The sequence below is a fragment of the Streptomyces sp. NPDC058671 genome, assembly GCF_042716475.1.
Lineage (GTDB): Bacteria > Actinomycetota > Actinomycetes > Streptomycetales > Streptomycetaceae > Streptomyces.
The window spans coordinates 1-13098 of sequence record NZ_JBHXSA010000011.1; the positions used below are offsets into that span (position 1 = coordinate 1).

Genomic DNA, 13098 nt, shown 5'->3' on the forward strand with positions numbered 1-13098 from the left:
GCCCTGTGGGCGGCGGCCGCTCCCGTGTCCTCCGTGGCCGCCGTCGTCTCACGCGGTGGCCGCCCCGACCTCGCGGCCGATCACCTGGCCCAGGTCAGGGCTCCGACGCTGCTCATCGTGGGAGGCGGGGACGCGCTGGTCCTCGACCTCAACCGACGGGCCGGGGCCCGGCTGCGGTGCGAGAACCGGCTGGCCGTCGTGGCCGGTGCCACCCATCTGTTCGAGGAGCCGGGTGCCCTGGAGGAGGTGGCGGAGCTCGCCGCCGCCTGGTTCACCCGGCACTTCCGGGATCAGTAGGGGCCGTTGACGTTGTCGATGGAGCCGTAACGGTCGGCCGCGTAGTTGCAGGCGGCGGTGATGTTGGCGACCGGGTCGTAGAGGTCCGTGGACGTGCCCGGCACGTGGTAGGCGTCGAAGGTCGGCTGGATCACCTGGAGGAGGCCCTTGGAGGGGGTCCCTGCCACCGCGTTGGAGTCCCAGTTGTTGATCGCCCGGGGGTTGCCGGACGACTCGCGCATGATGTTGCGCAGGATCCCGTCGTAGGAACCGGGGATGCCGCGCTGGGCCATGATGTCCAGCGACTCCCGGATCCAGCCGTCGAGGTTGTTGGTGTACTGGACGGCGGCGGCCGGGGCGGCCTTGACGGGAGCGGCCTGCGCCGCGGAGGCGCCCGGGGCGGCCTTCGCTACGGCCGGGGCGGCCGCGCGGCGCTCGGAGCGGCTCGCCCGATCGGTCGAACCGGTCTTCTTCTGTGCGGGGGTGGCCTTCGCCGAATCCCGACCGAGCGTCAGTTCAAGGCCCGGACGGATAAGTGACGGGTTGTCACCCACCGTGCTCCGGTTGGTCTGATAAAGGGCCTTCCAGCCGCCCTGAATTCCCTTCTTCTGGGCGATCAAAGAAAGCGAGTCACCGCTGACGACCGTATAGGTGCGGGCCCCGGCGGGGGCGGCGGGAGCCTTGGCCGCGGCCGGTGCGGCGGCGGGAGCGACGAGGGCGGCGGCGGGGAGGGCGGCGAGTTCCGGGGCTCCGGAGACGGCCGCGGCGCCGGCTGTGGCGGGGGTGATCAGCGGGAGGGCCAGGGCGGCCCCACCCGTTCCGACCAGGGCGAGTCCACGCGAGACCGCGTGGCGTCGGGGGCGGCGGTGCTTACCGTGTGCAGGCATGGGGGTTTCCTCTCCGGCGCCTGCGGGGTGAGCTGTCGGGTTCGGACTGGAGATGTCCGGCCGCGCGCACGCGGCTTCACCCCGAGCCGATCCGGAATCCGGGTCGGCGTATTCGTGGGTCCCCCGCTCCTGCCGTCGGGTGAAAAGGAGGTATTCCGAGCGGTGGCAGGATTCGGCGATCCGCTCGAATGGAGGTGACCGTAGGCCAGTGATGCCGAAAAGGACAAGGGGAGCGGTGACGTGTTCCCGGTGAAAGGATCACGGAATTCACCGAATTCAAGATCGACCGTTCTTCCCGCCCGCCGAACTTCCTTGCGGGGCCCGGCTCGCGTCGGCCTGGGAGGCGGGGGAGCGACCGGGAAAGTGAGTCGCGTCACCAGGGATCTATTGTCCGAATTTGCGCCTTAATTCTGATAGTGGGGAAGTTCTCCGGAAAGGGGGTGTCGACCGAAGGGGCACTCAAGGGCATAACGCGCAAAGCCGACATTCGTCATGAAGGATGGTGCCCCCGACCGAGGAGCCGCACGGATGTCCCCCTCCGCCGCCCTGATCAGCCCCGACACCCTCGACCGCGAAGCCGCCGCCCTCTACGAGAGCGCCACCTGGCAGCGGATCGTCACGGACTGGACCGTCTCCCCGTCGCCCGCGGACCCACCCGTCCCCGCACCCGGCGCCGCGCCGGACCCCGAGAGGTGGCGGGCTCTGCTCTCCCTGCCGGTGGACCGCCTCGTCGCCGACGCCCTTGACGCACTGCCGCCGCCCCTTCCCGTCGAACGCCGACTCCCGGGCCGGATCGGCGCCCTGCTGCCCGACCGGTTGCACGTCTGGCGCCGCATCGGCCAGCCCGAACTGCGCCCCTCGGTCCACCTCGGCTACGCGCGCCTCGTCCTGACGGAGTGGGGCTGGCAGAACGCCCCGTACAGGCTGCGGGACGCGCGGGGAGCCCGATGCGTCTGCGGCGCCCTGCTCGCCGCGCACCGCCTCGGCTACGGCAGCGAGACCACGATGAACGAGGCGGCCGCCTGGATCATGGCCGAACTGCGGTCGCGAGGATGGCGGGAGCTGATCGGGCCCTGGAACCGGGCACCCGGCCGTACCGCCGCCGACGCCCTCGCCCTCCTCGACGCCGCGATCCGCCGCGCCGCGCACGCCGGCCGCTGACCGCCACCCGCCGTGCGGCTGAGGGGCGACCGCGAGACCGCCGCCCGGCCCCGTTCTTTCACACCTGCCGGAGCGCCGTGAGGAGCCCCCGTACGGCGGGCAGGCTGAGCGAGGACTCCCGTACCGCCGCGTGGATCGCGCGGACCGGCTCCGGGCCCCGGACCTTGCGGACGACCACGTTCGGGTGGCGGCTGCCCAGGCCGGTCAAGGGGATCAGGCTGACCCCCAGACCAGCCGCGACGAAGCCCTGCGCGGTGGCGTACTCCTCGCACTCCACCGCGATGTCCGGGGTGAACCCCGCCGCCGCGCAGGCGTCCATGACCGCGTCGAGGCACGGGCCGGGGCGCTCGCTGCCGACCCAGGGTTCGGCGGCCAGTTCGGCCAGGTCCACGGCGGCGCGGCGGACGGCGAGCGGGTGGCCCTTGGGCAGCACGGCCCGGTAGGGGTCGTCGAGCAGATGGACGAGCCGGAGCCCGTCGCCCGGAGTGCCGGAGCCACCGCTCCGGGGACGTACGACCAGGGTGAGGTCCGCGTCCTCGTCGGGTACTCCGTCGGCGATCCTCAACTCGACGCGTACGCCCGGGTGCTCGACGCGGAAACGGGCCAGGGCGGGCGCGACGAGATCCGCCCCGGCCGTCGCGAAGTAGTGGACCGAGATCCGACCGGTGCGGCCCGCCCGCAGATCGGCCAGCGCGGTCTCGGCCTCCGCGACCTGACGACCGATGACGGCGGCGTGCTCGGTGAGCAGCCGCCCGGCGGCGGTCGGCCGCACGCCCCGGCCGAACCGTTCGAGCAGCGCGATACCGGCCTCCTTCTCCAGGACACCGATCTGCTGACTCACGGCGGACGGCGTGTAACCCAGGTGCGCGGCCGCGGCGGTGACGGAACCACTGCTCACCACGGCCCGGAGCACCTGCAGACGTCTCACATCCAGCATGTAGCACAGCTTAACGCTGGATACACGAACCATCGCTTGTCCTGTCGGACGGGGTGCAGGACCGTGAGGACATGACATCGGCGATACGCATGGGCGTGCTGGCCCTCCTCTGGGGCTCGGGCTTCCTCTGGATCAAGATCTCCCTCAACGAGGGCCTCACCCCGGGATGGATCACCTTCGTCCGCTGCCTGCTCGGCGCGGCGGTGCTCCTCGCGCTCGCCTACGGGGCGGGACAGCGGCTGCCCCGGGACCGGGCCACCTGGGGACGGCTCGTCGTCGCCGCCTTCTTCTGCAACGCGCTGCCGTTCCTGCTCTTCTCGATCGGCGAGCAGACCGTGGACAGCGGGGTCGCGGGCGTCCTCAACGCCACCACCCCGCTCTGGTCGCTCGTCATCGGCCTCGCCCTGCGCACCGAGGGTCCCCTGCGCGCCGCCCGATCGGCCGGCCTCGTGCTCGGCTTCGCCGGCGTCCTGCTGATCTTCGCGCCCTGGAGCCACGGCTCCGGCCTGATGAGCTGGGGCGCCCTCGCGCTCCTCGGCGCCTCCGCCAGCTACGCCGTGGCCTTCGCGTACATGGCCCGCCACCTCACCGGCCGGGGCACCGCGCCGCTGGCGCTGTCCGCCGCGCAACTCCTCACGGCGACCGGCCTGAGCACGCCCGCCCTCGCGGTCGGCGGGTCGGCGACGGTGACCTGGGCGGGGATCCTCGCCGTCGTCGTCCTCGGGATCTTCGCCACCGGCCTCACGTTCCACCTGAACTACCGGATGATCGCCGACGAGGGCCCGACCGCCGCCGCCACGGTCGGCTACCTGCTGCCGGTGGTCTCCGTGACCCTCGGCGCGGTGGTCCTCGGCGAGCCGCTGACGGCCCGGGTGGTGGCGGGCATGGCGGTCGTCCTGGTGGGGGTGGCCCTGACGAGGGCGGGTACCCGCCCCGCCCGCCCGCTGCCCCCCGCCGGTTCCTACTCGCTGCGCTCGACGACGAAGAGGGGGATCTCCCGCTCGGTCGTGCGCTGGTAGTCCGCGTAGTCGGGGAACGCGGCGACGGCCCGCTCCCACCAGACCTGGCGTTCCTCGCCCGTGACCAGACGGGCCTTCATGTCCCACGCGCGCGTGCCGTCGCGGAGCTCCACGAGCGGCGAGGCGACGACATTGTGGTACCAGACGGGGTGCTTCACCGCTCCGCCGTTCGAGGCGACGAGCGCGTACGCCCCCTCGTGCTCGACGCGCATGAGCGGGGTCTTGCGGAGCTTGCCGCTCTTCGCGCCGACCGTCGTGACCAGGACGACGGGCAGGCCGCGCATGGTCGTGCCCTGGGTGCCGCCGGACGATTCGTACAGCTCGACCTGGTCACGGACCCACGTCGAGGGGCTGGGCTCGTACTCGCCTTCGAGGGGCATGGGGATCCTTCCGGGGATGTGCGGGGGCACCGGCCGACGGCCGCGTCCCCCGAGACGCTATCGGACGTGTCGCCAGGGGGCGGGACCCCGGTCGTCAGTGCCGACTCCTAGGGTGGCTCCTGGCAGAACGAGTGGCGACACAGGGAGAGCAATCGGCATGCGGGAGTTGTTCCTCACCGACCACGAGGCGTACATCCGGTGGATCGACCTCCCCGGAGACGGGCCCGTGCGCGTGTTCGTCCACGGCCTCGGGTGCACGGGAGCGTCGGACTTCGCCCACATCGCCACGCACCCAGCCCTCGGCGGCGGCCGGGCGCTGCTCGTGGACCTTCTCGGCCACGGGCTGAGCGACCGGCCCGCCGGCTTCGACTACCGCATGGAGTCCCAGGCCGGTGCGGTGGCCGCCGTCCTGGACCACCTCGGTCTCTCAGGCGTGGACCTGGTCGGGCACTCCATGGGCGGTGCCGTCACCATCCATCTCGCGGCGGCACGCCCGGACCTCGTTGCCCGGCTCGTGGTGGCGGAGCCGAACCTGTACGCGGGCGGTGGCGCGTTCAGCTCCCCGGTGGCCGCCCAGGACGAGGACACGTTCGTGGCGTCGGGGTTCGCCCGGATGCTGGCCGTGGCCCGCCGCGCCGACTACGCCGCCCGGCTGCGTCTCGCCGACCCGCGCGCCGTCCACCGCAGCGCGACGGCCCTCGTCGAGGGCGGCGCGCCCGCGCCGGGTGACCTCCTCGCCGCTCTCCCGCTGCCCCGGACCTTCCTGGTGGGCGAGTTCAGCCGGCCCGACCCCGACGCGGAGAAGGCGGCGGGATTCGGTGTCCCGGTGATCGAGGTCCCCGGCGCCGGTCACAACCTGATGCTGGACAACGCGGAGGGATTCGCCACGGCGCTCGCCCGCGCGCTGTCGGACACCCAGGCGCCGTCGCCCGGCCACGACGGCGCCTGACGGGGCCGGAGGCCAGCCGTACCCGTGGGACGTGCCGGCCCGCCCTTCCCCGCCCCGCCCACCCCTTCCAGGAGCTTCAGGTGCCCAGCCTCACGTACGACGACATCACCACCGCCGCCGACCGGATCGCGGGCCACGTCCGCCCCGTCACGATCACCCGGGCCGAGCCCGGACAAGGCCCGAGCCCCGCCTCCGGTGCGGAGCCGTACACGCTCCACCTCGCCCTGGAACTCATGCAGCACACCGGCTCCTTCAAGGCCCGGGGCGCGCAGAACTTCCTCCTCGCCCATCGGGAGGAGGGCACGCTCCCCGCCGCCGGCGTCACCATCGCCTCCGGCGGCAACGCGGGCCTCGCCTGCGCCTGGGCCGCCCTCCGCCAGGGTGTCCCCGCCACGGTCTTCCTGCCGACCACCGCCCCCCGGCTGAAGGCCGACAAGCTCATCGGCCTGGGCGCCGACGTGCGGCTCGTCGGCACGGAGTACGCCGAAGCGCTCACCGCATGCGACGCGTTCGCGGCCGAGACCGGCGCCCTCGCCTCGCACGCCTACGACCATCCCCTGATCGCCGCCGGGGCCGGCACCCTGCTCGACGAGATCCACGAGCGGATCCCCGGTCTCGACACCGTCGTCGTCTCGGTCGGCGGCGGCGGCCTCTTCGCCGGCGTCGCCACCGCCGCCCGGCACCACGGCATCCGGACCGTCGCCGTCGAACCCGAGGAGTGCCGCGCGCTCGACGCCGCGCTCCGGGCCGGGCGCCCCGTCGACGTGCCGGTCGACTCGGTGGCGGCCGACTCGCTCGGCGCCCGCCGTGTCTCCTCCACCGCCCTGGAGACCGCCCGACACGAGGGGGTCCGCACCGTCCTCGTGCCGGACGCGGAGATCGTCCGCGCCCGCCGGGAGCTGTGGGACGACCGCCGTCTCGCCGTGGAGCACGCCGCCGCCACCGCCCTGGCCGCCCTCACGACCCCGGACCAGCTCGGCCCCACGGACCACGGCTACCGTCCCGCACCGGGGGAGAAGATCTGCGTCGTCCTGTGCGGGGCGAACACCGACCCCACGGACCTCGCCCACCCCACCGCATAGGCGTCGGGAACAGCCCGGCGCCCCGTGGGGGCCGGTGGCGCGACGGGTTCGCACCGTGCGTCAGGATGGGGGCATGACCGAAATTCGTACCCCCCGTCTCATCCTCCGACGCTGGAGCGACGACGACCTCGTCCCCCTGGCCGAGATCAACGCCGACCCCGAGGTCATGCGCTGGATCGGCGACGGTTCGGTCCGCGACCTGGAACAGACCGCCGAGGACATCGAGCGGTACGAGGAGGAGTGGGACGAGGAGGGATTCGGACTCTTCGCCGTCGAGCTCATCGCGTCGGGAGAGCTGATCGGCTTCGCCGGCCTGTCCCTGCCCGAGTTCCTGCCGGAGGTCATGCCGGACGTGGAGATCGGCTGGCGTCTCGGCAGGCCGTTCTGGGGTCAGGGATACGCCTCCGAGGCCGCCCACGCGGTCCTGGAGTTCGCCCTCCAGGACCGCGGGCTCGACCGGGTCGTCGCCATCACGCACATCAGCAACCAGGCCTCCGAGAACGTCATCGCCAAGCTCGGCATGACGGCCGAGCGCGAGACGAACCATCCGGCCTTCGACGTCCCCCTGCGCGTCTACGCGATCGACCTCACGGAATACGAGGCCTGAGCCCCCGAGGCGCCCCCGTCAGGGGCGCGCTCAGTGCCGCTCGGGCAGGTCCCGCTCCGCGGGCGGCGCCGTCAGGTCACCGGCCGAGGGAGAGGCGGCGGCGCGCGAGGACGGCGTGGCCGCGGGCTTCTTGCCGCAGAACGCGGCCTCCAGCGTGCCACCGAGTGCCGTGTTCGCGGCGCCGTGGTTCGAGGTGTTCGCCACGGCGGACAGGCTGCGGCGCCCGTCGCGGGTCGAGAAGGCGTACGTGTAGAAGCCCTGCACGGTGCCCGTGTGCCCGTACACCTGCGCACCGCACGACAGGTCGTAGCGCCGCAGACCGAGCCCGTAGAAACGGGTGTTGGTGGCGTCGGTCGGCGTGACCGTCGTCATCGCCTCCATCATCGCCGGGGACAGCAGCCGGCCCCGCATCAGGGCGCTGGTGAACGTGTTCAGATCGGCGGGGCTGGAGATCACGGCCCCGGCGGACTGCGCCCAGGAGACGGTCTGCTCCGTGGAGTCCACGAGCGCGCCGCCGACCTCGTCGGGGTGCAGATATCCGCGTACGTGCGTGCCCTTGATCCTGGTGTCGGGGTGGACGTACGACGTCTTGCGCAGTTTCAGCGGCTTAAAGATGCGGCGCTCGTACGCGTCGGCCACGGGCCGGCCCGTGGCCTTCTCGATGAGCATGCCGACCACCACGAAGTTGGCGTTCGAGTACTTGTAGGAGACGCCCGGCTCGGTGGTCCGCGGCTCGCTCAGGGAGAGGTCGACGAGTTCCCGGTAGCTGAACACCCGGTTCCGCACGGCTTCGAAGCCCGGCACGGTCTGGGCGAACATCGCGTTCGTGTAGTCGGCCAAGCCGCTGCGGTGCGTCAGCAGATGACGGACCGTGATGCGGTCGTCGGGCAGCAGACCCGGCAGGTAGCTGTTGACCGGCGCGTCGAGCTCCAGCCTGTCCTCCTCCACCAGCTGCAGCAGCACGACCGTGGAGAACGTCTTGCTGACACTGCCGATGCGGAAGCGCGCCTGGATGTCCATGGGCGCGCCCGAGACACGGTCCTGGACGCCGACGGTCCGGCTGCGGACCCCGTCGGGACCGGTGAACCGGGCCATCGCCCCCGGGGCACCGTTGTCCATCGCCGCGTCGAGGGCGGCGACGACGCCGGCCATGTCGGGCCCGGGAACGGCGGGAGTCTCGGCGGCGGTGGGGGAGAGGGGGGCGCTGGGGGCGGCGAACGCGCTGGTGGCGGGAGCGACGCCCGCGGCGAGCGCGGCGATCAGGGTGGCGCTCACGGCCAGGCGTCGGTGTGACGACAGGGGCACGGTGATTCCTCGACTTCTTCCGGATCGTTCGGCACGGCACACGGCTGTGGTGCGCCGCGGGGCACGGGAGGACCGGCCGGGCCTGGCCCCCGGTACCCATGGATCATGAGTGCCAACGTCCGGAATCGGTTCCTGACACGGGGCGCGGGTTACGGAGCCCGCGCTTCCGACTCCTGCGGCCCGCGCGCGAGGAGCCCCTCCACCGGGTGGCGGAGGGGCTCCTCGTGGGGTCGCGACGGGGCCCGGCGGGGGCCCGTCGCCTACTTCAGGACGGCGAGAGCGGCGTCGTAGGTGGGCTCGTCGGAGATCTCGTTCACGAGCTCGGCGTGCAGCACCTTGTCGTTCTCGTCGAGGACGACGACGGCGCGGGCGGTGAGCCCGGCCAGCGGGCCGTCCGCGATCTCCACGCCGTAGTTGGTGTGGAACTCACGGCCGCGGAGCGTCGAGAGGTTCTTCACGTTCTCCAGACCCTCCGCACCGCAGAAGCGTGCCTGGGCGAAGGGCAGGTCGGCGGAGATGCAGAGCACCACCGTGTTCTCCACCTCGGCGGCCTTCTTGTTGAACGTCCGGACGGAGGACGCGCACGTCGGGGTGTCGACGCTCGGGAAGATGTTGAGGACCTTGCGCAGACCCGCGTAGTCCTTCAGCGACTTGTCCGCGAGGCCCTCGGCGACGAGTGCGAAGTCAGGAGCCTGGCTGCCCGGGGCGGGCAGGCTGCCGTTGACCTGTACCGGGTTGCCCTTCAGCGTGACCTGGGCCATGGGAAATCTCCTTCGGGCGGTGTAGATGACAACGGGGGAATCGTACGGCGTGCGGCCCCGCGCACCGGACGTGAGCCGCTCGAACCGTTTGCTCGACTTCCGTGCATGCCCCTTGACGCCCCCTTACCTCACTCCTTAAATCATGCAGTGACGAAGTAGCGCCGTTCGCACTTCCGCTCGGCCTCCCGGGAGGAGCAGGTGTCATGCACATGACACCTAGTCCTCCCTCCCCCCCCCACATCCACAGAAGAGAGAGTCATGCACTCCTCCCGCTCCCCGAGGCGGCCGCTGTTCACCGCCGTGACGGCCCTCGCCCTCGCCGTCGCCGCCGCGGCGCTCGGCCTCGGTCCCACCGGTCCCGCCGCCGCCGTCGAACCCGCCGTCGGGACCGCCGCCGTCACCTTCTCCGACGAGTTCGACGGGGCCGCCGGACGCCCCGTCGACAGCTCGCGGTGGCAGATCGAGACCGGCGACAACGTCAACAACCACGAACGGCAGTACTACACGGCCGGCAGCAGCAACGCCGCGCTCGACGGCCAGGGGCACCTCGTGATCACCGCCCGCAGAGAGAACCCCGGCAACTACCAGTGCTGGTACGGCCGGTGCGAGTACACCTCGGCACGGCTCAACACCGCGGGCAAGTTCACCACCCGGTACGGCCACGTCGAGGCCCGGATGAAGGTGCCCCGCGGCCAGGGCATGTGGCCCGCGTTCTGGATGCTCGGCGAGGACCTCGGGCAGGTCGGCTGGCCCGCCTCCGGCGAGATCGACATCATGGAGAACGTCGGCTTCGAACCGTCCACCGTGCACGGCACCCTGCACGGCCCCGGCTACTCCGGCTCGGGAGGCATCGGCGCCGGCTACACCCTGCCCGGCGGCCAGGCCTTCGCCGACGCCTTCCACACCTTCGCCGTGGACTGGTCGCCCGGCCGTATCACCTGGTCCGTGGACGGGACCGTCTACCAGACCCGTACGCCCGCCGATCTCGGCGGCCGGACCTGGGTCTTCGACAAGCCGTTCTTCCTCATCCTCAACCTCGCCGTCGGCGGCTACTGGCCCGGCGACCCGGACGGCTCGACCGCCTTCCCGCAGCAACTCGTCGTCGACCACGTCCGCGTCACCACCAGCGACGGTCCGGGCGCCGGGGGTCCGATCACCGGCATCGGCGGCGCCTGCGTCGACGTGGCCGGAGCGAACACCGCCAACGGCACCCCCGTGCAGCTCTACGGCTGCAACGGCACCGCGGCCCAGCAGTGGACCGTGGGAACCGACGGAACCGTACGGGCGCTCGGCAAGTGCCTCGACGTCACCTCCGCGGGCACTGCCGACGGCACCCCCGTCCAGCTGTGGGACTGCAACGGCACCGCCGCCCAGCGCTGGACCGCCAACGCCGCCCGGGACCTCGTCAACCCGCAGTCCGGAAAGTGCCTGGACGCCACCGGCAACAGCTCCGCCAACGGCACCCGGCTCCAGATCTGGACCTGCACCGGCGCCGCGAACCAGAAATGGACGGTGACGCGTTGACCGGATGATCAGGTGACGACGAGGTGGGCGGACGTCCCGCCCACCTCGTACACCGTGAGCGGGTGACCGGACCGGGCGGCCCCGCCGCGTACGCTCGACCCCGTGCCGCCCGCCCCCCGCCTCCACCGCGTCGCCGTCCTCGTACTCGAAGGGGCGAAACCGCTCGACGTCGGCATCCCCGCGCAGGTCTTCACGACCCGCGCGAGCATGCCGTACGAGGTACGGGTGTGCGGCGCGGAGCCCGGACCGGTCACCGGCGGCGACGGACTCTCGTACGCCGTCGCGCACGGCCTCGACGCCCTCGCCTGGGCCGACATCGTCTTCGTCCCCGGCTACCGCTTCCCCGACCGCGAGGACCCGCCGCCGGCCGTCGTGGACGCCCTGATCGCCGCCCACGACCGGGGCGCCCGCCTAGCGGCGATCTCCACCGGCGCCTTCGCGCTCGCCGCGACGGGTCTGCTCGACGGCAAGCGCGCCACCACCCACTGGCACTACACCCAGGCCCTCGCGGCGAAACGCCCCCTCGTCCGGGTCGACGAGAACGTCCTCTTCGTCGACGAGGGGAGCGTGCTCACCTCGGCCGGCGCCGCCTCGGGCATCGACCTGTGCCTGCACATCCTGCGCGGCGACCTCGGCGTGGCCGCCGCGAACCACGCCGCCCGCCGGCTCGTCGCCGCCCCGTACCGCAGCGGCGGCCAGGCACAGTACGTGCCGCGCAGCCTGCCCGAGCCGCTCGGCGAGCGGTTCGCCGCCACCCGCGAGTGGGCGCTGCACCGGCTCGGCGAGCCCCTCACCCTCGACACGCTGGCCCAGCACGCGGCCGTCTCGCCGCGCACGTTCTCCCGGCGCTTCGTCGAGGACACCGGGTACACCCCCATGCAGTGGGTGATGCGGGCCCGCGTCGACCTCGCCCGCGAACTCCTGGAACGTTCGGAGCGGAGCGTCGAGCAGATCGCCGCCGACGCCGGGCTCGGCACCGGCGCGAACCTGCGTCTGCACTTCCAGCGCATCCTGGGCACCACACCCAGCGAGTACCGGCGGACCTTCACCAAGGGCGAATAGCGCTCCGCCCACCCCGTGGCGCGATCCTTGCGGACCGTGGCGATCCCGCCTCTGTCGAGACGGGATCCCACGAGCGAACCTGAGGGCGACGCAGAAGGGACACACCTCATGACTCGCATCGCCATCAATGGCTTCGGCCGCATCGGACGCAACGTGCTGCGCGCTCTGCTGGAGCGCGACACCGACCTCGAGGTCGTGGCCGTCAACGACCTGACGGAGCCGAAGGCCCTCGCCCGGCTGCTCGCCTTCGACTCGACCTCCGGCCGCCTCGGCCGCCCGGTGAGCGTCGACGGCGACACCCTCGTCGTCGACGGACGCCGCATCAAGGTCCTCGCCGAGCGCGAGCCGGCGCAGCTTCCGTGGGCCGAGCTCGGCGTCGAGATCGTCCTGGAGGCGACCGGCCGCTTCACGTCGGCCAAGGCCGCCCGTGCCCACATCGACGCCGGTGCCAAGCGCGTGCTCGTCAGCGCGCCCGCCGACGGTGCCGACGTCACCCTCGCGTACGGCGTCAACACCGACGCCTACGACCCGGACCTGCACACGATCGTCTCGAACGCGTCGTGCACCACGAACGCGCTCGCGCCCCTGGCCAAGGTCCTCGACGACCTGGCCGGCATCGAGCACGGCTTCATGACGACGGTCCACGCCTACACGCAGGAGCAGAACCTGCAGGACGGCCCGCACCGCGACCCGCGTCGCGCCCGCGCCGCCGGCGTCAACATCGTGCCGACCTCGACGGGTGCCGCCAAGGCGATCGGCCACGTGCTGCCGAACCTCGACGGCAAGCTGTCGGGCGACTCGATCCGCGTACCGGTCCCGGTCGGCTCGATCGTCGAGCTCAACACCACCGTCGCCCGCGACGTGACCCGCGAGGACGTCCTCGCGGCGTACCGCACGGCGGCCGAGGGCCCGCTCGCCGGTGTCCTGGAGTACTCGGAGGACGCGCTCGTCTCCTCCGACATCACGGGCAACCCGGCCTCGTCGATCTTCGACTCCGAGCTCACCCGCGTCGAGGGCCGCCACATCAAGGTCGTCGCCTGGTACGACAACGAGTGGGGCTTCTCGAACCGCGTGATCGACTCGCTCCAGCTGCTGGCCGGCTGAACCGGCACCGCACCCCCGAGCGCCCCCACCGAACCACGGATTCG

13 protein-coding genes, 1 pseudogene and 1 riboswitch are annotated in these 13098 nt (G+C 72.4%); of the genes and pseudogenes, 9 read left to right on the forward strand and 5 right to left on the reverse strand.

What is annotated here, in order from left to right:
- Window positions 1-297 (forward strand): annotated as a pseudogene (locus ACFWV2_RS15805) (phosphoribosyltransferase); the annotation flags it as partial.
- On the opposite strand, the gene ACFWV2_RS15810 reads toward ACFWV2_RS15805, so the two are convergent.
- On the reverse strand, window positions 291-1163 hold the full coding sequence (locus ACFWV2_RS15810; RefSeq protein ID WP_384405593.1) for a transglycosylase SLT domain-containing protein: 873 nt from the start codon (window positions 1161-1163) through the stop codon (window positions 291-293). The pseudogene ACFWV2_RS15805 and the gene ACFWV2_RS15810 overlap by 7 nt on opposite strands.
- 4 nt (window positions 1164-1167) lie before the next feature.
- A riboswitch (cyclic di-AMP (ydaO/yuaA leader) is annotated at window positions 1168-1351 on the reverse strand.
- Between the two features lie 340 nt (window positions 1352-1691).
- Here ACFWV2_RS15810 and ACFWV2_RS15815 point away from each other — a divergent pair.
- A complete protein-coding gene (locus tag ACFWV2_RS15815) occupies window positions 1692-2324 on the forward strand; it encodes a hypothetical protein (RefSeq protein ID WP_384405595.1) in 633 nt (210 codons plus the stop codon).
- Between the two features lie 58 nt (window positions 2325-2382).
- Here ACFWV2_RS15815 and ACFWV2_RS15820 read toward each other — a convergent pair whose 3' ends face one another.
- Window positions 2383-3261, reverse strand: coding sequence for a LysR substrate-binding domain-containing protein (locus ACFWV2_RS15820; RefSeq protein WP_384405597.1), 879 nt, complete (start codon window positions 3259-3261; stop codon window positions 2383-2385).
- 71 nt (window positions 3262-3332) lie between these two features.
- Between ACFWV2_RS15820 and ACFWV2_RS15825 the strand changes: the two genes are divergently transcribed.
- Window positions 3333-4280: a DMT family transporter gene (locus ACFWV2_RS15825; protein WP_384405599.1), complete on the forward strand. Its 948-nt coding sequence runs from the start codon at window positions 3333-3335 to the stop codon at window positions 4278-4280.
- On the opposite strand, the gene ACFWV2_RS15830 is transcribed toward ACFWV2_RS15825, so the two are convergent.
- Window positions 4223-4660, reverse strand: coding sequence for a nitroreductase family deazaflavin-dependent oxidoreductase (locus tag ACFWV2_RS15830; protein WP_384405601.1), 438 nt, complete (start codon window positions 4658-4660; stop codon window positions 4223-4225). The two genes, ACFWV2_RS15825 and ACFWV2_RS15830, sit on opposite strands and share 58 nt — an antisense overlap.
- Window positions 4661-4817: 157 nt before the next feature.
- On the opposite strand from ACFWV2_RS15830, the gene ACFWV2_RS15835 reads away from it, so the two are divergent.
- The 3 genes from ACFWV2_RS15835 to ACFWV2_RS15845 all read left to right on the forward strand — a co-directional run bounded on the left by ACFWV2_RS15835 (window position 4818) and on the right by ACFWV2_RS15845 (window position 7298).
- Entirely contained in the window at window positions 4818-5609 is a 792-nt protein-coding gene (locus tag ACFWV2_RS15835; RefSeq protein ID WP_384405602.1) for an alpha/beta fold hydrolase, read from the forward strand.
- Window positions 5610-5689: 80 nt separating this feature from the next.
- Complete coding sequence (locus tag ACFWV2_RS15840) at window positions 5690-6691, forward strand: threonine/serine dehydratase (RefSeq protein WP_384405603.1); 1002 nt, start codon at window positions 5690-5692, stop codon at window positions 6689-6691.
- Window positions 6692-6764: 73 nt separating this feature from the next.
- The gene (locus ACFWV2_RS15845; RefSeq protein WP_384405604.1) at window positions 6765-7298 is read left to right on the forward strand and encodes a GNAT family N-acetyltransferase; all 534 of its coding nucleotides are present in this window, start codon (window positions 6765-6767) and stop codon (window positions 7296-7298) included.
- A gap of 30 nt (window positions 7299-7328) precedes the next feature.
- Here the strand turns inward: ACFWV2_RS15845 and ACFWV2_RS15850 are convergent, their stop codons facing one another.
- Window positions 7329-8603, reverse strand: coding sequence for a serine hydrolase domain-containing protein (locus ACFWV2_RS15850; protein ID WP_384405605.1), 1275 nt, complete (start codon window positions 8601-8603; stop codon window positions 7329-7331).
- Between the two features lie 260 nt (window positions 8604-8863).
- Window positions 8864-9364: a thiol peroxidase gene (gene tpx, locus ACFWV2_RS15855; protein ID WP_384405606.1), complete on the reverse strand. Its 501-nt coding sequence runs from the start codon at window positions 9362-9364 to the stop codon at window positions 8864-8866.
- A gap of 258 nt (window positions 9365-9622) precedes the next feature.
- Here tpx and ACFWV2_RS15860 point away from each other — a divergent pair, with 258 nt between their 5' ends.
- The 3 genes from ACFWV2_RS15860 to gap all read left to right on the forward strand — a co-directional run bounded on the left by ACFWV2_RS15860 (window position 9623) and on the right by gap (window position 13054).
- Window positions 9623-10888, forward strand: a complete 1266-nt coding sequence (locus ACFWV2_RS15860; protein WP_384405607.1) for a ricin-type beta-trefoil lectin domain protein — start codon at window positions 9623-9625, stop codon at window positions 10886-10888.
- Between the two features lie 102 nt (window positions 10889-10990).
- Window positions 10991-11950, forward strand: coding sequence for a GlxA family transcriptional regulator (locus ACFWV2_RS15865; RefSeq protein ID WP_384405608.1), 960 nt, complete (start codon window positions 10991-10993; stop codon window positions 11948-11950).
- A 108-nt stretch (window positions 11951-12058) separates the two neighbouring features.
- Entirely contained in the window at window positions 12059-13054 is a 996-nt protein-coding gene (gap, locus tag ACFWV2_RS15870; RefSeq protein ID WP_384405609.1) for a type I glyceraldehyde-3-phosphate dehydrogenase, read from the forward strand.
- The last annotated feature ends 44 nt before the right edge of the window (window positions 13055-13098 follow it).

Bases quoted from the DNA above. Each gene is read 5' to 3' on its own strand.
- ACFWV2_RS15810 (WP_384405593.1), bottom strand. From the start codon at position 1,163: ATGCCTGCACACGGTAAGCACCGCCGCCCCCGACGCCACGCGGTCTCG.
- ACFWV2_RS15815 (WP_384405595.1), top strand. From the start codon at position 1,692: ATGTCCCCCTCCGCCGCCCTGATCAGCCCCGACACCCTCGACCGCGAA.
- ACFWV2_RS15820 (WP_384405597.1), bottom strand. From the start codon at position 3,261: ATGCTGGATGTGAGACGTCTGCAGGTGCTCCGGGCCGTGGTGAGCAGT.
- ACFWV2_RS15825 (WP_384405599.1), top strand. From the start codon at position 3,333: ATGACATCGGCGATACGCATGGGCGTGCTGGCCCTCCTCTGGGGCTCG.
- ACFWV2_RS15830 (WP_384405601.1), bottom strand. From the start codon at position 4,660: ATGCCCCTCGAAGGCGAGTACGAGCCCAGCCCCTCGACGTGGGTCCGT.
- ACFWV2_RS15835 (WP_384405602.1), top strand. From the start codon at position 4,818: ATGCGGGAGTTGTTCCTCACCGACCACGAGGCGTACATCCGGTGGATC.
- ACFWV2_RS15845 (WP_384405604.1), top strand. From the start codon at position 6,765: ATGACCGAAATTCGTACCCCCCGTCTCATCCTCCGACGCTGGAGCGAC.
- tpx (WP_384405606.1), bottom strand. From the start codon at position 9,364: ATGGCCCAGGTCACGCTGAAGGGCAACCCGGTACAGGTCAACGGCAGC.
- ACFWV2_RS15860 (WP_384405607.1), top strand. From the start codon at position 9,623: ATGCACTCCTCCCGCTCCCCGAGGCGGCCGCTGTTCACCGCCGTGACG.
- gap (WP_384405609.1), top strand. From the start codon at position 12,059: ATGACTCGCATCGCCATCAATGGCTTCGGCCGCATCGGACGCAACGTG.